This window comes from Streptomyces sp. BL1 (assembly GCF_057628045.1).
This window is the reverse complement of the sequence record NZ_JBXYWZ010000002.1, coordinates 7406496-7425877: the sequence shown is the minus strand read 5'-3', so window position 1 is coordinate 7425877 and position 19382 is coordinate 7406496. Positions and strand designations below refer to the sequence as shown.

General features: G+C 72.1%; 15 protein-coding genes. All 15 read left to right on the top strand.

The genetic code is table 11. The features are described from left to right. From asnB to rfbC, 15 genes are read left to right on the top strand one after another with little or no spacing between them, the layout of a single operon-like run. Entirely contained in the window at positions 1–1926 is a 1926-nt protein-coding gene (asnB, locus tag AC3AGO_RS32590) for an asparagine synthase (glutamine-hydrolyzing) (RefSeq protein WP_487823877.1), read from the top strand. Positions 1927–1952: 26 nt separating this feature from the next. Then, the gene (locus AC3AGO_RS32585; RefSeq protein WP_487823876.1) at positions 1953–4145 is read left to right on the top strand and encodes a bi-domain-containing oxidoreductase; all 2193 of its coding nucleotides are present in this window, start codon (positions 1953–1955) and stop codon (positions 4143–4145) included. Next, complete coding sequence (locus AC3AGO_RS32580) at positions 4142–6154, top strand: heparinase II/III family protein (protein ID WP_487823875.1); 2013 nt, start codon at positions 4142–4144, stop codon at positions 6152–6154. The genes AC3AGO_RS32585 and AC3AGO_RS32580 overlap by 4 nt, the downstream gene beginning before the upstream one ends. After that, positions 6151–7686: a right-handed parallel beta-helix repeat-containing protein gene (locus AC3AGO_RS32575; protein WP_487823874.1), complete on the top strand. Its 1536-nt coding sequence runs from the start codon at positions 6151–6153 to the stop codon at positions 7684–7686. Before AC3AGO_RS32580 ends, AC3AGO_RS32575 begins: the two co-directional genes overlap by 4 nt. Position 7687: 1 nt before the next feature. Next, positions 7688–8953, top strand: coding sequence for an O-antigen ligase domain-containing protein (locus AC3AGO_RS32570; RefSeq protein ID WP_487823873.1), 1266 nt, complete (start codon positions 7688–7690; stop codon positions 8951–8953). 2 nt (positions 8954–8955) lie between these two features. Continuing rightward, on the top strand, positions 8956–10230 hold the full coding sequence (locus AC3AGO_RS32565) for a glycosyltransferase (RefSeq protein WP_487823872.1): 1275 nt from the start codon (positions 8956–8958) through the stop codon (positions 10228–10230). Then, the gene (locus tag AC3AGO_RS32560; RefSeq protein ID WP_487823871.1) at positions 10227–11465 is read left to right on the top strand and encodes a class I SAM-dependent methyltransferase; all 1239 of its coding nucleotides are present in this window, start codon (positions 10227–10229) and stop codon (positions 11463–11465) included. Before AC3AGO_RS32565 ends, AC3AGO_RS32560 begins: the two co-directional genes overlap by 4 nt. Continuing rightward, the gene (locus AC3AGO_RS32555) at positions 11462–12292 is read left to right on the top strand and encodes a glycosyltransferase family protein (protein WP_487823870.1); all 831 of its coding nucleotides are present in this window, start codon (positions 11462–11464) and stop codon (positions 12290–12292) included. Before AC3AGO_RS32560 ends, AC3AGO_RS32555 begins: the two co-directional genes overlap by 4 nt. Beyond that, complete coding sequence (locus AC3AGO_RS32550) at positions 12289–12966, top strand: PIG-L deacetylase family protein (protein ID WP_487823869.1); 678 nt, start codon at positions 12289–12291, stop codon at positions 12964–12966. Before AC3AGO_RS32555 ends, AC3AGO_RS32550 begins: the two co-directional genes overlap by 4 nt. 3 nt (positions 12967–12969) lie before the next feature. After that, positions 12970–13995 carry an NAD-dependent epimerase/dehydratase family protein gene (locus tag AC3AGO_RS32545; protein ID WP_487823868.1) on the top strand — a complete coding sequence of 342 codons (1026 nt, stop codon included), beginning with the start codon at positions 12970–12972 and terminating at the stop codon, positions 13993–13995. A gap of 47 nt (positions 13996–14042) precedes the next feature. Beyond that, complete coding sequence (locus AC3AGO_RS32540) at positions 14043–15296, top strand: DUF4910 domain-containing protein (RefSeq protein WP_487824895.1); 1254 nt, start codon at positions 14043–14045, stop codon at positions 15294–15296. Further along, positions 15293–16591 carry a hypothetical protein gene (locus AC3AGO_RS32535; RefSeq protein ID WP_487823867.1) on the top strand — a complete coding sequence of 433 codons (1299 nt, stop codon included), beginning with the start codon at positions 15293–15295 and terminating at the stop codon, positions 16589–16591. The genes AC3AGO_RS32540 and AC3AGO_RS32535 overlap by 4 nt, the downstream gene beginning before the upstream one ends. Further along, complete coding sequence (locus tag AC3AGO_RS32530; protein ID WP_487823866.1) at positions 16588–17535, top strand: glycosyltransferase family 2 protein; 948 nt, start codon at positions 16588–16590, stop codon at positions 17533–17535. The genes AC3AGO_RS32535 and AC3AGO_RS32530 overlap by 4 nt, the downstream gene beginning before the upstream one ends. After that, positions 17532–18827 carry a polysaccharide pyruvyl transferase family protein gene (locus AC3AGO_RS32525; RefSeq protein ID WP_487823865.1) on the top strand — a complete coding sequence of 432 codons (1296 nt, stop codon included), beginning with the start codon at positions 17532–17534 and terminating at the stop codon, positions 18825–18827. Before AC3AGO_RS32530 ends, AC3AGO_RS32525 begins: the two co-directional genes overlap by 4 nt. Next, the gene (rfbC, locus tag AC3AGO_RS32520; protein WP_487823864.1) at positions 18824–19375 is read left to right on the top strand and encodes a dTDP-4-dehydrorhamnose 3,5-epimerase; all 552 of its coding nucleotides are present in this window, start codon (positions 18824–18826) and stop codon (positions 19373–19375) included. Before AC3AGO_RS32525 ends, rfbC begins: the two co-directional genes overlap by 4 nt. The last annotated feature ends 7 nt before the right edge of the window (positions 19376–19382 follow it).

Sequence of the window (19382 nt, the reverse complement as noted above, 5' to 3'; positions counted from 1 at the left end):
ATGTGTGGCATCGCTGGGACTTACCGATGGCCGGAAGGGAAGGCCGTCACCGACCGGCTCACCGAGACCCTGGCCCACCGCGGTCCGGACGGGGCCGGCCGGTACGGCCACCCCGTCGGTGACGGCGAAGTGCAGCTCGGGCACCGCCGGCTGGCCATCATCGACCTGTCCGGCACCGGCGCCCAGCCGATGGTCTCGGACGGCCTCGCGCTGACATACAACGGCGAGCTGTACAACGCGCCCGAACTGCGTGCCGAGCTGGCGGCCTCCGGCGTGCGCTTCCGCGGCACCTCCGACACCGAGGTGCTGCTGGAGGCCTGGCGGCGCTGGGGTACGGACTGCCTGCCCCGGCTGCGCGGCATGTTCGCGTTCGGGATCTTCGACGAGCGCACCGGTGAACTGGTGCTTGCCCGCGACCAGTTGGGCATCAAGCCGCTGTTCCTGCTCCGGCGGGGTGCGGGCCTGGTGTTCGCCTCCGAGCTCAAGGCGCTCGCCGCCGCGACCGGTGGGTCGCTGGAGGTGGACCACGGGGCGCTGGTGGCCTCGCTGCTCTACTACTGGGTGCCGGACTCGCGCTGCGCGCTCCGCGGAGCGGAGAAGCTGCCGCCGGGGAGCTGGCTGCGGTGCCGGCCCGATGGCCGGGTGGAGCGCGGCCGTTACTGGAACCTGAAGGACGTCGCCGCCGAGGGCCAGGAGCGGGCACGTAGCGGCGAACTGCCGGACCTGGCCGCCGTCGTCGAGGAGTCGACCCGGCACCACCTGCTCTCCGACGTACCCGTGGCGACCTTCCTCTCCGGCGGCCTCGACTCCAGTTATCTGACCGCGCTGGCGGCCCGTCACCAGCCGGGGATCTCGGCCTACACGATCGGATTCCGCGCCGAGGACGCCAAGTTCGAGGCGATGCCCGACGATCTGCGCTATGCCCGGCAGGTGGCCGAGCAGTTCGGCGTCGACCTGCACGAGATCGAGATCGCTCCGGACGTGCTCGACCTGCTGCCGCAGATGACGTACCACCTGGACGAGCCGATCGGCGACCCCGCCGCGATCAACACCTTCCTGATCTGCAAGGCAGCCAGGGAGGCCGGGGTCAAGGTGATGCTCTCGGGGATGGGCGCCGACGAGCTGTTCGCCGGGTACCGCAAGCACCTGGCCAACCTGCTCGCGCTGCGCTACCAGCGCGTCCCGCGGCCCCTGCGGCGCGGGCTGTCCGCGGCCGTGGACCGGCTGCCGGTCGCCTCGGCCCGCCGGGGGTACCGGTCGGTGCGCTTCGCGAAACGGTTCCTCTCCTTCGCCGGTCTGCCGGAGGAGACCGCGTTCCGGCGCAGCTACACCATGTACGACCAGGACGAGCTGCTCGCCCTGGTCAACCCGGACCTGGCCGGGACGGTCGACGACGTGCTGACCGAGCACGCGGACATCTACGAGGACAACGAGCTCGACGACTTCGTCAACCGCATGTGCCTGGGCGACGCCCGGATGTTCCTGCCGGGCCTCAACCTCGCGTACACGGACCGCGCCAGCATGGCCGCGTCGACCGAGGTGCGGGTGCCGTACGTGGACGTCGAGGTGGTCAGGGCGGCGTTCGCCTTCCCCGGCGATCGCAAGATCGTCGGACGGCAGGGCAAGGCCGTCCTCAAGGAGGCGGCCACCTCGGTCCTGCCCCGCGAGATCGTGTACCGGCCCAAGGGCCTGTTCAGCGCCCCGCTGCGCGCCTGGATGAGCCGGGATCTGGCACCGCTGGTGCGCGAGGTCGTCAACGACGGCGAGCTCGTCAACTCCGGGATCCTGCGGCGCGACGCGCTCCAGCGGATGGTCGCCGAGGACGCCGCCGGGCAGCGGGATTTCTCCAAGCATCTGTGGCATGTGCTGACCCTCGAGTACTGGTATCGCGGCGCGACCTCTGGGTCCGGTCAGAGCACTCGGTAAACGGCTTAGGAATCAGAGGAGTTCAGGTGAAGCAGGTTGTGCAGAACTACAAGAGCGGCGAGCTGGCGGTGCTCGACGTACCGGTGCCGGGGTGCAAGCCGGGTGGCGTGCTGGTCCGCAGCGCCTACTCGCTGATATCCACCGGGACCGAGCTCATGAAGGTGTCCGAGGCCGGCATGTCGATGGTGGGCAAGGCCCGCTCCCGGCCCGATCAGGTGGCCAAGGTCATGCAGAGCGTGGCCGCCAACGGGGTGCCCGCCACCTACCGCAAGGTGATGGGCAAGCTGGACTCCTACACGCCGCTGGGCTACTCGCTGTGCGGGGTGGTCGAGCAGGTCGGCGCCGGGATCGACGATGTGAAGGTCGGCGACCTCGTGGCCTGCGCCGGCAACGAGCACGCGCTGCACGCCGAGTTGAACTGGGTGCCGAAGAACCTCTACGCCCCGGTGCCGGACGGCCTCGCGCCGCGGCACGCGGCCTTCGGCACCGTCGGGTCGATCGCGATGCAGGGCGTCCGCCAGGGCGAGTCACAGCTCGGCGACGTGGCGCTGGTCATCGGCCTCGGCCTGATCGGGCAGCTGGTCGTGCAGTTGCTGGCCGCCTCGGGAGTCCGCGTCGTCGGGGCCGACCCCGACCCGGTGCGCTGCGAGCTCGCCGAGCGCCTGGGCGCCACGGCCTGCGGCGACCCCGCGTCCGCTGCCGTGGAGGCCGCCGTCGCCGAACTCACCGGCGGTCACGGCGTGGACCAGGTGTACCTGGCCGCCGGCGGCGACAGTAACCAGCCCGTCGAGCTGGCCGCCCGGCTGTGCCGGGACCGCGGCCGGGTCGTCGACATCGGCAAGTGCCGCCTGGACCTGCCGTGGAACGCGTACTACGAGAAGGAACTCGACGTCCGGTTCTCCCGCTCGTACGGCCCCGGCCGCTACGACCCGGCGTACGAACTCGAGGGCCGCGACTACCCGATCGGCTACGTGCGCTGGACCGAGCGCCGCAACCTGGCGTGTTTCCTCGATCTCCTCGCCCTCGGCCGCGTCGACGTGGAGCCCCTGGTGTCCCACGTCGCCGACTTCGACGACGCCGTGGAGACGTACCAGCGCCTGAAGGACGGCGAACTCAAGGCCGTGGCCGTGCTGTTCCGCTACCCCGACCCCGCTGAACACTCGGCGGAAGCGGTGGCCCCGGCGGTGGCCGTGCCCGCGGTGAAGCGGTCCGGCGGCCCGGTGTCCACGCCGGCCCGGGCCGGCAGGACGCCGGTACGTCTCGCGTTCGTCGGCGCCGGGAACTACGCGACGTCGATGCTGCTGCCGCACCTGACACAGCGCGACGGCGTCGAGTTGTCCACGGTCGTCACCACGACGGCGCTGTCCGCGGCCAACGCGAAGCGGAAGTTCGGCTTCGCCGAGGCGACCACCGACCTCGACGCCGTGCTCGGCGACCCGTCGGTCGACGCGGTGTTCGTGGTCACCCGGCACAGCTCGCACGCCGAACTGACCCGCAGGGCACTGCTGGCCGGCAAGGCGGTGTTCGTGGAGAAGCCCCTGGCTCTCACCGAGGACGAGCTGGCCGGCGTGCTCGCGGCGGTGGAGGAGTCCGGCAACGACCGGCTGCAGGTGGGCTTCAACCGCCGGTTCGCACCGCTGCTGCAGGAGGCCAGGAAGCGGTTCGGGGACCGGACCGGTCCGGCGAGCCTCCGTTACCTGGTCAACGCGGGCCGGCTGCAGCACGGCAGCTGGTACCTCCAACAGGGCGCCGAGGGCTCGCGGTTCGCCGGCGAGGGCGGGCACTTCATCGACACGGCGAGCTGGCTGCTCGGGGCCGACCCGGTCTCGGTGTACGCGGTCGCCGCGTCCGGCAACGAGGACCTGCAGGTCGTGCTGCGCTACCCGGACGAGTCCACCGCCACCATCAGCTACGTCACCACCGGCCCGGCCGGCTTCCCCAAGGAGACGCTGGACCTGATCGCGGACGGCAAGGCGCTGCGGCTCGACGACTTCGTCCGCGCCTCGGTCCACGCGCCCAAGAAGTGGGTCAGTTCGCGGCTGCCCAAGGCCCGCGACAAGGGACAGAACGCCGAACTGGCCGCGTTCGTCAAGGCCGTACGGACCGGCGGGCCGATGCCGGTGCCGCTGGAGTCGCTGGTCGCCACCACGGCGGCCACCCTCGCCGTGCAGACCGGCCTGGCCGGCGGCGCGCCGGTGACGTTGGCGAGGACGCGATGACTGTGAGCTCGACGAGTCCGGGCTGGTACCTGCGACGCCTGTCCCGGATGGGACCGCGGGAGGTCGGCGGCCGGGCGGGCGACGCGGTGCGCAGACGGCGGTGGCGGTCGTCGCCGCCCGTCTGCCCGAACGTGACAGGCGCCCGGTTCACCGCGGTACTTCCCGCCGGGACGGTCGCCGCGGTGCCGCCGGACGCCGCGAAACGACTCGTCGCCGAGGCGGACCGGCTGATGGACGGGCACGCCTCGTACTTCGGGGTGGACCGCGACGACATGGCGGATCCGGACTGGTTCCACGACCCGAAGACCGGGCGCCGGGCGCCGTCGGGTCACGCCTTCGACGTGCCGTACCGGAACGAGGACGTGGCCGGGGACATCAAGCAGATCTGGGAGCCGTCCCGGCATCAGTACCTGACGGTGCTCGCCGCCGCCTACGCCCTCACCGGGGAGGTGCGGTACGCCGAGCGCGTCGCCGCACACCTGGAGTCGTGGTGGGCGGCCAACCCGCCGCTGCGCGGCGTGCACTGGATCAGCGGCATCGAGCTGGGGATCCGGCTGCTGTCGTGGGTGTGGATCCGCCGGCTGCTCGACGGCTGGGCGGGGGCGGCCGGGCTGTTCGAGGGCAACCCGGTGGCGCTGGACCAGATCTGGCACCACCAGCGCTGGCTGGCGGCCTTCCCCAGCCGGGGGTCCTCGGCGAACAACCACGTCATCGCCGAGACCGCCGGGCAGTTCGCCGCGGCCTGCGCGTTCGACTGGTTTCCCTCGTCGGCGCGCTGGCGCGCCGGCGCGCTGCGGTCGCTGGAGCGGCACCTGCGCGGCAACACCTTCCACTCCGGCCTCAACCGCGAGCTGGCCACCGAATATCACGGCCTCGTAGTGGAGTTGGGCCTGGCGGCGGTGGCCGAGGCGGACGCCGCCGGCGTGCCCGTCCCCGCGACGGTCCGGCTGGTGCTGCTGCGGATGACCGACGCGCTCGCGGCCGTCGTGGACGGCCGGCTGCGGCCGCCGCGCCAGGGGGACGCGGACGACGGGCACGGTCTGGTCGTGGACGGCGCGGGCACCGACCGCTGGGCCTCGCTGCTGGCCACCGGGGACGCCGTGTTCGGCTCTCTCCCCTGGTGGCCGGCGGCAGGCGGAACCGATGTGCGCACCCCGCTGCTGGCCGCGCTCATCCGGCCGTACGCGGCGATCGGAAACGCACCGGCCGTGACCCGGCCGGCAAGCAGGCCGGGCCACTTCGCCGACGCCGGGCTCACCATCCTGCGCGGCCGGGGCGACTCGGGAGAGATCTGGTGCCGCTGCGACGGTGGTCCGCACGGCTTCCTGTCCATCGCCGCGCACGCCCACGCGGACGCGCTGTCCGTGGAGGTCCGGCACGACGGGGTCGACGTACTCTCCGACCCGGGGACGTACTGCTATCACGGGCAGCCCGAGTGGCGGCAGTACTTCCGCTCGACCCTCGGCCACAACACCCTGCAGCTGAACGGCGGTGACCAGTCCGTCTCCGGCGGCCCGTTCCTGTGGACCCGGCATGCCCGCAGCCGTGTTCTCGTCGCGGACACGGAGGACTCCGCCCGTACGGGGACGGTCCGCTGGTGCGCCGAACACGACGGATACCAGGACTCCGTACACCGCCGCCGGGTCGAACTGGACTCCACGACAGGCGAGTTGCGGGTGATCGACGAGGTACGGGGCCCGGGTCGCGCCGTCCGTCTGGCGTTTCACCTGGGGCCCGACATCACCGCGGACCTGGTGGGAAACCGGGCGGTGCTCACCTGGACCCGGGACGGCGAGGGGCGCTCCGCGGTGCTCGACCTGCCCGGGAAGCTGAACTGGCGGGCGCACCGCGGCGAGAACGACCCCCCGCTGGGCTGGTACTCCCCCGGCTTCGGGCGCAAGGTACCCGCCACCACGCTGGTCGGCACCGCCCTCCCCGGACAGCACAGCACCGACAGTGCGCGGGAGTTCACCACCGTGCTCAAGTTCCGCGGCGAGGTGGGCGCGTGAGGTTCAGGAGGCGACAGTGGACGTGGGCGGCGGCACCGCTGACCCTGGCCCTGCTGGCGACGACCGGCTGTGAGAGCACGCCGTCGGACGCCGACGCGAAGCCGACCGCCGCGCCGAGCGCCGCGCCGACCGCGCCCGCGGCACGGGTGTGCGCCGAGCCCGCCGCCGGACCGGAGAAGGCGCCGGCGGGCGCGGTGACGGTCGACCCGGCGGTCGTCGGCGACCTGGCGGCGAAGACCAAGAGCAGCCCCGCGAACACCACGTTCTGGCTGCGGCCCGGCAAGCACAGGCTCGATCCGGACCGTTACTCCCAGGTCGTCCCCAAGAAGGGGAACCGCTACATCGGCGCGCCGGGCGCGGTCCTCGACGGCCGGAAGACCAATCAGTACGCGTTCGGCGGCAGCGCCCGCGACGTCACCATCCGCTATCTGACGGTGCAGCGTTTCGTCGCGCCGCACGACGAGGGCGTGGTCAACCACGACTCGGCCGACGGGTGGGCGATCGAGCACGCGACGATCCAGTACAACTCCGCCGCCGGGCTGATGGCCGGTTCCCGCCAGCGGGTCCGCGCCAGCTGCCTGCGCGGCAACGGCCAGTACGGCATGAACGCGTACAAGGGCACCGGCCGTCTCACCGGCCTGGTGATCGAGGGCAACGAGATCACGGGCAACAACACCGGCGACTGGGAGCGGCGGCGGGAGGGCTGCGGCTGCACCGGAGGCGTCAAGTTCTGGGCCGTCAACGGCGCCGACATACGCGGCAATTGGGTGCACGACAACCGCGGGACCGGGTTGTGGGCGGACACCAACAACAACGACTTCCGCATCGAGAACAACGTGATCGAGGCCAACGACGGTGCCGCGCTGATCTACGAGACCAGCTACAACGCGGTCGTCCGGAAGAACACAATCCGGCGGAACAACTGGGTCGAGGGCCGCAGGTACGCCGACCGCGGCGACAACTTCCCGTTCGCGACGGTCTACTTGTCCGAGTCCGGTGGCGAACCACGGGTCCGGGCCCGCACGGACAAGATCGAGGTCTCCGGGAACGTGCTGGAGAACAACTGGTCCGGGATCACCCTGTGGGAGAACTCCGACCGGTTCTGCAACAGCCCGGCCAACACCTCGTCCGGTGACTGCACCTTGCTGGTGAAGAACAAGGACCGTTGTGCGAAGCCGGCGATCGGCAAGGCACCGCTCTACGCCGACTGCCGGTGGAAGACCCAGCGGGTGGACATCCACAAGAACCGCTTCGTGCTGGACAAGTCCGTCGTCGAGTGCACGGAGAAGTGCGACCGCATGGCGGTGCTGGCCAACTACGGCACCTATCCGGACTGGTCGCCGTACAAGGGCGAGCGGGTGGCCGAGGCCATCACCGGCAAGCAGCACAACCGCTGGCACGACAACGTCTACGTCGGACCGTGGAAATTCGTCGCCCACGACCCGAGCACGGTCCTCGACTCCGGACAGTGGCAGGACACGCCGTACCGGCAGGACGCGGGCAGCACCTTCCAGCCACAGGACGGTGGTTGAGATGAGTGCGGACACACCGAAGACCGGGGCCGCGCCGAAGACCGGGGGCACGCCGAAGGCCGTCGGGATCGCCTGGGGGCTGCTGATCCTCAACACGCTCGGCTCCGCCGGAGCGGAGACCATCATTCCGCTCCCCCGCTCCCTCATCCAGCTGGTCACCATGGGCGCGCTGGTCGCCGCGTTCGCGCTGGCGCTCGCGCTCAACCTCCGGCTCCAATTCCGGCCCAGCGCCTTCCTGTTGCTGCTCACCCTGCTGGTGGTGCCGAGCGTGATCTCCAGCGCGTACCTGGAGTCCGGGCTGGGCGCGCTGTTCCGCTGCGGCCGGCTGGCGCTCTTCGCCGGCACACTGTGGCTGCTCAGCCGCTGGTGGGACGGCGGCCTGACGTTCGTCCGGCACCACATCCGGATGTACTTCGCGGTGCTCGGCTCGGTGGCCGCGGGCCTCGTCATCTCACCGGGCGCTGCCCTGCCCGAGATCTACGGCGGGCGGCTGGTCGGCGCGTTGTGGCCGCTCACCCCGCCGCAGATCGGACAGTACGCCGCGGTGATCATCGGGCTCACCGTGCTGCTCGTCCTGGGCCGCCGGACCGACAGGACCGGCGCGGCGGTGGTCATCGTGCCGTCAGCCGTCCTGCTCGCGCTGACCCATACCCGGACGGCCACGCTCGGCCTGTTCATCGGGCTGACGCTGGCGATCGGCTCGCTCGTCCTGACCAGCGCCGCGGCGCGCCGGTTCTTCGCCTGGGCGGTGCTGTGCGCCGCGGTGGCCGCGGTGGGGTTCGGCTCCCTGCTGCAGGCGTGGTTCCTGCGCGGGCAGACCCAGGAGTACCTCACCAGCCTCACCGGCCGGGCCAAGGTCTGGGACGCCCTGCTGGCGGCGCCCCGGACGGCCTCGGAGCAGCTGTTCGGCGTGGGCCTGGGCGACAAGTCGTTCGGCGGACTGCCCATCGACAACAGCTGGCTGGCCGTTTACCACGAGCAGGGTCTGACCGGCATCACCCTCGTGGCGGCGATCGTCATCGTGCTGGGCGGCGTCGCGCTGCTGCGGCCACCGTCGCTGCCGAGGGCCTGTGCGATCTTCCTGATCAGCTACTGCGCGATCGCGTCGTACACCGAGGCCGGGCTGGGCGACGCCTCGCCGTATCTGCTCCATCTGGCCCTGGCCGCCTCGTTGTTGGCGACACCCGCCGCGGCCGCGCCCCTCCCGACACCCGCAGTCCCGCGACGACGTGTGCCGCGCTGGGCCCAGAAATCAGAGGTGACCTGAGCATGCACGTACTCGTGGTGCACAACCGCTACGGCTCGGCGCAGCCGAGCGGGGAGAACAAGGTCGTCGACCAGGAGGTGGGGCTGCTGCGCGCGGCCGGCCACCGGGTCGAGGTGTTCGAGCGGCGCAGCGACGACATCGCCGCCCGGTCCCTGCCGGGCAAGGCCGCGGTGCCGCTGCTGGTGCCGTGGAACCCGGCGGTCCGCGCCGAACTCGCCGCGCGGCTCCGCACCTTGCGCCCTGACGTGGTGCACGTCCACAACGTCTTCCCGCTCCTGTCGCCCGCGGTGCTCGCCGCCTGCGCCGACGCCGGCGTGCCCGCCGTCGCCACGCTGCACAACTACACCCAGGTCTGCCCGCCGGGCACGCTGCAGCGGGACGGCCGGCCGTGCACCGAGTGCGTCGGCTCGTCGCCCATGCCCGCCGTCCGGCACGGCTGCTACCGGAACTCCCGGCTGGCGACGGTGCCGCTCGCGGTCAGCCTGTCGGTCAACCGGCGGCGGTGGTGGTCCGGCGTGGAGCGGTTCTTCTGCATCTCCGCGGCGCAGCGCGACGTCCTGGTACGGGCCGGCATGCCGGCCGAACGGCTCGCGGTGAAGCACAACTTCGTGCCGGAGCCGGGCGTCCGCAGATCGGGCGACGGCGAGCACCTGCTGTTTCTCGGGCGGCTCGCGGAGGCCAAGGGCCTGCGGCTGCTCATGGCCGCGTGGGACGAGATCGCCGCCGACGGCGGCGCGGGCGTGCCGCTCGTGATCGCCGGCGCGGGGCCGCTGGAGGCGGAGGTGACCGCCTGGGCGGCGGGCCGGGACGACGTGCGATTCGTCGGCCTGTACGACGCGGCGGAGTGCCGGCGGGCCATCGCGCGGTCGGTCGCCGTGGTGGCTCCCTCCACATGGCTGGAGGCGTTCGGCCTGGTCGTCGTGGAGGCGATGGCGGCGGGGGTACCGACCGTCGCCGCCGGTCACGGCGCCTTCGTCGAACTCGTCGAGGACGGGGTGACCGGGCTGCTGCACCGGCCGGGCGAGGCGGCCTCGCTCGCGTCCTGCATACGCCGGATCGCGGACGGACCGGCCCGCAACCGGGAGATGGGACAGGCGGCCCGGCGCCGTTACGAGCTGGGCTTCAGTCCGGCCGTCGGGCTGGAGCGCCTGGTGGAGGGCTATCGCACCGCGATCGCGGGGCGGTCCGGTGGCGGGGACAGCCCGCTGCCGGCAGGAAACGGGAACACAGGCTCGCGGCGGGGGGCCCGCGCGGGCAGGGATGGGGACAGAACATGACACAGTGCCGACTCTGCGGCTCGACGGCGACGGAGAGCGTCGTCGATCTGGGGGCGACGCCGCCGTGCGAGAGCTTTCTCGCCGCGGACCAACTGGACCAGCCGGAACCGGCGTACCCGCTGCACCTGCGGGTCTGCACCGACTGCTGGCTCGCGCAGATCCCGCCGCTGATCAAGCCGGAGGACACGTTCACCGAGTACGCGTACTTCTCCTCGTACTCGACCTCCTGGGTGGAGCACGCGCGCGCCTACGTCGCCGACGCGGTCGAGCGGGCGGAGCTCGCCCCGGACGCCTTCGTCGTCGAGGTGGCGAGCAACGACGGGTATCTGCTGAAGCACGTGGTGGACCGCGGGATCCGCTGCCTCGGCATCGAGCCGTCGGTCAACGTCGGCGCCGTGGCGCGGGACGCGGGCGTGCCCACGCTCACGGAGTTCCTGTCCCCGGAGACCGGCGCGGCCGTCCGCGCCGAGCACGGCCCGGCGGATCTGGTCGCGGCCAACAACGTGTACGCGCACATCCCCGACGTGGTCGGGTTCACCAAGGGACTGCGCGCCCTGGTCGCCGACGACGGCTGGGTCTCCATCGAGGTGCAGCACCTGCTGACGCTGATCGAGGAGAACCAGTACGACACGATCTACCACGAGCACTTCCAGTACTACACGGTCGCGTCCGCGATCCAGGCTCTCGCCAGCGGCGGACTCTCGCTCGTGGACGTCGAGTTGCTGCCCACGCACGGCGGCTCCATCCGGCTGTGGGCCCGCCCGGCCGAGGTGGCCGGCGAGCCGAGTCGGCAAGTGGCCGACGTGCTGGCCCGGGAGAAGGCCGCCGGGCTGCAGGAGCTGTCCGGGTACACCGAGTTCTCGGCGCGGGTGGCCAAGGTGCGCCGGGACCTCCTGAAGTTCCTCATCACCGCGGCCGAGGACGGCAAGACGGTCGTCGGCTACGGCGCCCCGGGCAAGGGCAACACGCTGCTCAACCACTGCGGCATCCGGCCCGATCTGCTCGCGTACACGGTCGACCGCAACCCGTACAAGCACGGCAGGTTCACGCCGGGCACCCGCATCCCGATCCTGCCGCCCGAGCAGATCGCCGCCGACAGGCCGGACTACGTTCTCGTCCTCCCGTGGAACCTGCGGGCCGAGCTCGTCGAGCAGCTGTCCTTCGTGCACGAGTGGGGCGGCCGGCTGGTCTTCCCCATCCCGGAACTGAGCATTGTCGAGGTCGAGAAGTCATGAAGGTCGTTCTGTTCTGCGGCGGTTACGGGCTGCGGATGCGCAGCGGCGCCTCCGACGACATGCCCAAGCCGATGGCGATGGTCGGACCGCGCCCGCTGATCTGGCATGTCATGCGCTACTACGCGCACTTCGGGCACACGGAGTTCATCCTGTGCCTCGGCTACGGGGCGCACCACATCAAGAACTTCTTCCTCAACTACGAGGAGACGACGTCCAACGACTTCGTGCTGCGGGGCGGGCGGACCGAGCTGCTGTCCACCGACATCTCCGACTGGACGATCACGTTCGCGCAGACCGGCGTCGAGTCGCCGATCGGTGAGCGGCTGCGCCGGGTGCGCCATCACCTGGACGGCGACGAGATGTTCCTCGCCAACTACGCCGACGTGCTCACCGACGCGCCGCTGCCGCAGATGATCGAGAACTTCGCCCGGCGCGACGCCGGCGCGTCGATGATGGTGGTGCCGCCGCAGTCGTCCTTCCACTGCGTGGATCTGGGCGAGGACGGCCTGGTGGGGGGCATCACCGCGGTGAGCGACATGCCGCTGTGGGAGAACGGCGGCTATTTCGTGCTCCGCCAGGAGGTCTTCGACCACATCCCCGAGGGCGGGGACCTGGTCGCCGACGGCTGCGGCCAACTGGCCAAGCAGGGGCGGCTGGTGGCACACCAGCACCGCGGCTTCTGGAAGCCGACCGACACCGTGAAGGAGAAGGCCGCGCTCGACGCCGGCTACGCGCGGGGCGACCGCCCGTGGGCCGTGTGGGAACGGGACGGCGCGGGGGCTGTTCTCCAGGGTGCCGCCGGCAACGGCGCCGGAGCGCGAGCGTGATCCGGCTCGGGGCCGGGCCCGTGACCCGGATCGTCGCGGTGGGCGCGCACTGCGACGACATCGCCATCGGCGCCGGCGGCACGCTGCTCGCGATGTGCCTGGCGCGCCCCGGCATCCGCGTCGACGCGCTGGTGCTCTCCGGCGGCGGCAGTGCGCGGGAGCGGGAGGAGCAGGCCGCGCTCGCCGCCTTCTGCCCGGGCGCCGAACTGCGCCTGACTGTACTGAAGTTGCCGGACGGCCGGCTGCCCGTGCACTGGGAAGAGGCCAAGTCCGCGGTCGAGGAGCTGCGCGAGCAGACCGAGCCGGATCTCGTACTGGCCCCGCGTACCGATGACGCGCACCAGGATCACCGCGGCCTGGCGCAGCTGATACCCACCGCTTTCCGCGATCACCTCGTGCTCGGCTACGAGATCGTCAAGTGGGACGGCGACCTCGGCCGGATGGGGGCGTACCAGCCGCTCTCACCCGAGATCGCCGAACAGAAGGTGCGGCTGCTGCAGGAGCACTACCCCTCGCAGCGGCACCGGCCCTGGTACGACCGGGAGGCCTTCCTCGGCCTCGCCCGGATCCGCGGCATCGAATGCCACGCGCGCTACGCCGAGGCGTTCGCCGTCACCAAATTCACGCTCGACCTGGGCGCTCCCACACCGGGCGCTCTCACTCTGGGGGACTGAACCTTGCGCGTACTGCTGACCGGACATCAGGGCTACCTGGGCACCGTGATGGCCCCGGTCCTCGCGGCCGCCGGCCACGAAGTCACCGGCCTGGACGCCGGCCTGTTCGCCGACTGCGTCCTCGGGCCGCAGCCCGCGGACCCGTCGGGGCACAAGGTGGACCTGCGCGACATCACGGCCGAACACGTGGCCGGGGTGGACGCCGTGATCCATCTGGCCGCGCTGTCCAACGACCCGCTGGGGTCGCTGGCGCCGGAGCTGACCTACGACATCAACCACCACGCGTCCGTACGGCTGGCCCGGCTGGCCAAAGACGCCGGGGTGCGGCGCTTCCTGTACGCGTCGACCTGCTCGGTGTACGGAGCCGCCGGCGGTGACGAACTCGTGGGCGAGGACGCGCCGTTGCGCCCTGTGACGCCGTACGCGGAGTCCAAGGTGCGGGTGGAGGACGACCTGCACGCGCTGGCCGACGGCGACTTCACCCCCGTGTACATGCGCAACGCCACCGCCTTCGGCTACTCGCCCCGGCTGCGCGCCGACATCGTGCTGAACAACCTGGTGGGCCACGCGCTCCTGTCCGGCGAGGTGCTGGTGCTCTCCGACGGCACCCCCTGGCGCCCGCTGGTGCACGCCGCCGACATCGCGCAGGCCTTCGCTGCCGCGCTGACCGCGCCGCGGGAAGCGGTGCACGACCGCGCGTTCAACATCGGCAGCGAGACCAACAACGTCACGGTCGCCGAGATCGCCGAGCAGGTCGCCGCGGCGGTGTCGGGCGCGAAGGTGCGGATCACCGGGGAGAACGGCGCCGACCCGCGCTCCTACCGGGTGGACTTCGCCCGCTTCCGCTCCGCGATACCCGGCTTCGACTGCGAGTGGACGGTGAAGCGGGGCGCACTCGAACTCGCCGACGCCTACCGCGAGTTCGGGCTGACACGGGAGGGCTTCGAGCAGCGCTTCACCCGCCTCGCCGTGCTGCGCGCGGCGTCCGACGCCGGCACCGTCGACGACACCCTGCGGTGGCGCCCGTGACCGGCACCACGGCCGGGGCAGCGGCCCCGGCCCCGGCCGGCGACGAGATGCACACACTGGTGGAGCGGCTCTACCCGCTCTGCCGGAGCATCACGGGCGACGGCGTGCGCGCCACCCTGGACATCGTCGGCGAGTACATCCCGCTGCGGGTGCACGAGGTGCCGACCGGGACGCAGGTGCTCGACTGGACGGTGCCGCAGGAGTGGAACATCCGTGACGCGTACGTCGCCGACGCCGCCGGCAACCGGGTCGTCGACTTCGCCGCGTCCAGCCTGCACGTGCTCGGCTACAGCGTGCCGGTGTCCGCGACCATGCCGCTGTCCGAGCTGCGCGAGCACCTGCACACCCTGCCGGACCACCCGAAGTGGGTGCCGTACCGCACCAGTTACTACAAGCCGGAATGGGGATTCTGCCTGGCCCAGGAGACCCTGGACGCGATGGCGGACGGCGAGTACGAGGTGCGTATCGACTCCACGCTCGCCGACGGCCATCTCACCTACGCCGAGCACGTGGTCCCCGGGCAGGTCACCGACGAGGTGATCGTCTCCTGCCACGTCTGCCACCCGTCGCTGGCCAACGACAACCTGGCAGGCATCGCGGTGGCGACGTACCTGGCGCGGGCGCTGGCCGAGCAAACGCCGTACTACACCTACCGGTTCATCTTCGCGCCCGGCACCATCGGGGCGATCACCTGGCTGGCCCGAAACCAGGAGCGGATGGACAGGGTCAAGCACGGTCTCGTGCTGGCCTGCGCCGGCGACCGGGGCTCGCTGACGTACAAGCAGAGCCGACGCGGCGACGCGGAGATCGACCGGGTGCTGCGGCACGTGCTGGCGGCCTCCGAACGCCCGCACCACGTCACCGAGTTCACCCCGTACGGCTACGACGAGCGGCAGTACTGCTCCCCCGGGTTCGACCTCGGTGTGGGCTCGCTCAGCCGGACCCCGTACGCCGGCTACCCCGAGTACCACACCTCGGCGGACAACCCGGACTTCGTCTCCCCGGAGGCGATGGCGGACACCCTTTCCGTCTGCCGCGAGGCGTTCGCCGTACTGGACAGGAACCGGCGGTATCTCAACCTCAGCCCCTACGGCGAACCGCAGCTGGGCCGGCGCGGGCTGTACGAAGCACTCGGCGGGCGCAGCGACACCAAGCAGGCCCAGATGGCCTTGCTCTGGGTGCTCAGCCTCTCCGACGGCGAGCACAGTCTGCTGGACGTCGCCGAACGGTCCGGGCTGCCGTTCGACACCGTCGCCGACGCGGCCGGCGCCCTGCACGGCGCCGGGCTGATCAAGGCATGAAGCCGATGGCCACCGAGGAGGAGAACACGACGGCACCGGCCGGGTCCGCCAAGCGGGCCCTGGCCGGCCGGCTGTCCTGGGGGCTGGCCGACCAGGCGGCCTCCAGCATCAGCAACTTCGTGGTGGGGGTCTACGTGGCCCGCTCGCTGGGGGTCACCGCGTTCGGCGTGTTCAGCCTGGCCTGGGTGACGTACGGCGTGGTGCTCAACGTCTCCCGCGGGCTGACCACGGACCCGCTCATGGTGCGCTTCAGCGGTGTGCCGGCCGCGAACTGGCGCGCGGCGGTGGCGCGTTCGTCGGGTACCGCGCTCGGCGTCGGCGCCGCCCTCGGCGCCGCCTGCCTGGCGATCGGACTGGCGCTCGGCGGCGACGTGGGACGCGCGTTCGCCTGCCTCGGCGTCGTGCTGCCGGCGCTGCTGCTGCAGGACGCCTGGCGGTTCGCGTTCTTCGCCGCCGGCACCGGCCGGAAGGCGTTCGTCAACGACCTCGTGTGGGCCGTCGCGCTCATTCCGGCCATGGTCGTGGCGGCCCGCGTGGGCAGCGTGTCCGCTTTCGTACTCGCCTGGGGCGCGTCCGCCGCGGTGGCCGCGGTGTACGGCTGGATCCAGTCCGGGATCCGGCCCCGCATGACCGGGGCGCGCGAGTGGCTTCGCGAGCACCGCGACCTCGGCTACCGGTACCTGGCCGAGAACGTCAGCAACAGCGGCGCCAGCCAGCTCCGCGCCTACGGGCTCGGCGCGATCGTCGGGGTCAGCGCCGTGGGGGTGATCCGGGGCTCCGAGCTGCTCCTCGGCCCGTTCCTCGCCGTGCTGATGGGGCTGTCGCTGGTCACCGTCGCGGAGGCGGCACGGGTGCTGCGGCGCGCCCCGCACCGGCTGGGCAAGTTCTGCCTCCTGCTGGGCGGCGGGCAGGCCGCCGCCGCGCTGCTCTGGGGCGCGGCGCTGCTGCTGGTGCCGGACCGGGCCGGCGAGCTCGTGCTCGGCAGCGTCTGGCACTCCGCCTCGGCGCTCATCGTGCCGGCCACGCTCGGCGTCGCGGGCGCCGGCCTCGGCACCGGCGCGGCGGCCGGGCTGCGCGCGCTCGGCGCGGCCCGGCGCAGTCTGCGCTGCCAACTGTTCGCCTCCGCCTGCTATGTCGGCGGCGGGCTCGGCGGGGCTGTCGCGGCCGGCACGGTCGGCTCGGCCTGGGGCGTCGCCGCCGCGACCGTCTGCAGCTCGGCCGTCTGGTGGCTGCAACTGCGGTCAGCGCTGCGCGAGCACCACCGCAACTCCCTTCCCGAAGTGAGGATCTCATGACCGTCCACCCCAGGCTGAGCATCGGCCTGCCCGTCTACAACGGCGAGGAGTACCTCGCCGAGGCGCTCGAAGCGCTGCTCGGCCAGACCTACGAGGACTTCGAGCTGGTCATCACCGACAACGCCTCGACCGACGGGACCCAGGACATCTGCCGCCGGTACGCCGCGAAGGACTCGCGCATCCGGTACATGCGGCTGCCGCGCAACATCGGCGCCGCGCCGAACCACAACCACGTGTTCACCCAGTGCCGCGGCGAGCTGTTCAAGTGGGCCTCGCACGACGACCTTTACGCCCGCGACCTGCTGCGGCGCTGCGTCGAGGCGCTGGACGAGCACCCTGACGTCGTCCTCGCGCACTCCCGCCAGGCCGTCATCGACGAGGACGGCAAGGTGAAGGTCCCGTACGAGTACACACTCGCCACCGACTCGCCGCGCGCGCCGGAGCGCTTCCGCAGCATGCTCTTCGAGCCCGGCGGCGACGACTTCTACGGGGTGATGCGGGCCGACGTGCTGCGCCGGGTGAAGCCGCACGACAGCTACCACCACGCGGACCGCACGTTCGTCGCCGAGATCGCCCTGCACGGGCCCTTCCACCAGGTGCCGGAGCTGCTGTACTTCCGCCGCGACCACCCCACCCGCGCCGAGCGCGCCAACCCTTCCAAGCGCTCCCGGTGCGTCAACCTGGACCCGCGCCGGGCGGGCCCGCTGCACCCGACGCCCCGGCTGCTCGCCGAGTACGTCTGGGGCTTCGCCTCCGCGGTCCGGCGGGCGCCGCTGTCCCCGGCCGAACGGCGCGCGTGCTACCGCCACATGGCCGCCTGGATGACCAGCCGGGTCCGCCCCGGCGCCGGCGAGCGGGTCGAGGACCGCGCCCCGGTCGGCCCGGGCGGACCCACCGTCTCCGTCGACGCGCTCGTGGCAGGGCGTGAGGGGAGGCAGTCGTGAACACCCCCGTACGCGTCGGCGTGTTCGGCCTCCTCGGCTCCGGCAACCTCGGCAACGACGGGTCGCTGGAGGCCGTGCTCGGCTACCTCCGCGCCGGGCATCCGGAGGCGGACGTCGACGCGCTGTGCGGCGGCCCCGAGGCCGTCGAGTCCCGCTACGGGATCCCCGCGACGCGGCTGCACTGGTACCGCGGGGAGTACCGCACCGCGTCGCGTGCGGGCTCGGTCGCGGCGAAGGGTCTGGGCAAACTCGTCGACGCCTTCCGCACCGCCGCCTGGGTGCGCCGGCACGACGTGGTGATCGTGCCGGGCATGGGCGTGCTGGAGGCCACGCTGCCGCTGCGGCCGTGGGGCTTCCCGTACGCGCTGTTCCTGCTCTGCGCGTCGGGCCGGCTGTTCGGCACCCGGGTCGCGCTCGTCGGCGTCGGCGCGGACACGATCAGCGACCGGCCGACGCGGGCCCTGGTGCGCTGGTCGGCACGGCTGGCCACGTACCGCTCGTACCGCGACGCGCTGTCCCGCGACGCGATGCGGGCGATGGGCGTGGACACCGCACGCGACGAGGTCTACCCGGACCTCGCCTTCGCCCTGCCCGCGCCCGACAGGGGCGCGGGGAACGGCGCAGAGATCAGGGGCGCGGGGAACTGCGCAAACCCCAACGCGGCCGCACCCGACACGCAAAACCAAGGCCCCCACGGGCCGGTATGCGTCGGCGTCATGGACTTCCACGGCGGCAACGACGACCGCGACCGGGCCGAGGAGATCCACCGGCGCTACCTCGACGGGACAACTCGCTTCGTCCGCGCGCTGGTTGAGGACGGCAGACCGGTCCGGCTGCTCACCGGCGACGAGTGCGACGCTCCGGTGGTCGCCGCGATCCTGGACGCGGTGGACTCGCCGCTGGTCACCGCCGCCGAAGCGGCCTCGCTCGCCGACCTGATGAAGGAGACGGCGGCCGCCGACACCGTGGTGGCGACCCGGTACCACAACCTGGTCTGCGCGCTGAAGGCCGGCACACCGACGCTCGCCCTCAGCTACGCGGCGAAGAGCGACGCGCTCATGGACCGGATGGGCCTCGGTGCGTACTGCCACCCGGCCCGCGAGGTCGACGCCGGCCAACTGCTGGACCAGTTCCGGGAGCTGGAGAAGCGCTCGGCGGAGCTGCGGCAGACCCTCACCGAGCGGAACCTGACCGCCGCACAACAACTCGCCCTCCAGTTCACCGCCTTGACCGCGGCCCTGTTCCCCGCGGCCGGCCGAACCCAAGCCCACGCGCATCGGGAGACACGATGAAAGCGACCGACGTCCCGGAGATCACCGGTGCGTTCCTGTTCGAGCCGACGCCGTACGCCGACGAACGCGGCTTCTTCTGCCGCACGTTCGACGCCGACGTGGTCCGCTCGGCGGGCCTCGACCCGGACGCCTTCATCCAGGACAGCCTGTCCCGTTCGGCCCGGGGCGTACTGCGCGGCCTGCACCTGCGCTCCGGCGCCGGCGAGGCCAAGCTGGTGCGGTGCTCGTACGGGCGGATCTTCGACGTCGTCGTGGACCTGCGGACGGACTCGCCGACCCACCGCAACGTGGCCACCTTCGAGCTGTCCGGCGAGACGCAGACGACCCTGTACATCCCGGCGGGCTGCGCGCACGGCTTCCAGGCGCTGACCGAAACCGCCGACACCTCGTACCGGATCGACCGCCCGCACGATCCGGCCGAGGACGTGACGATCGCCTTCGACGACCCGGAACTCGCCATTCCCTGGCCGCTGCCGGCCACATCGATGTCCCAGCGGGACCGTGAGGCGCCGAGCCTCGCCGAGGCCCTGCGGCAGAAGGAGAGCTGAAGTCACC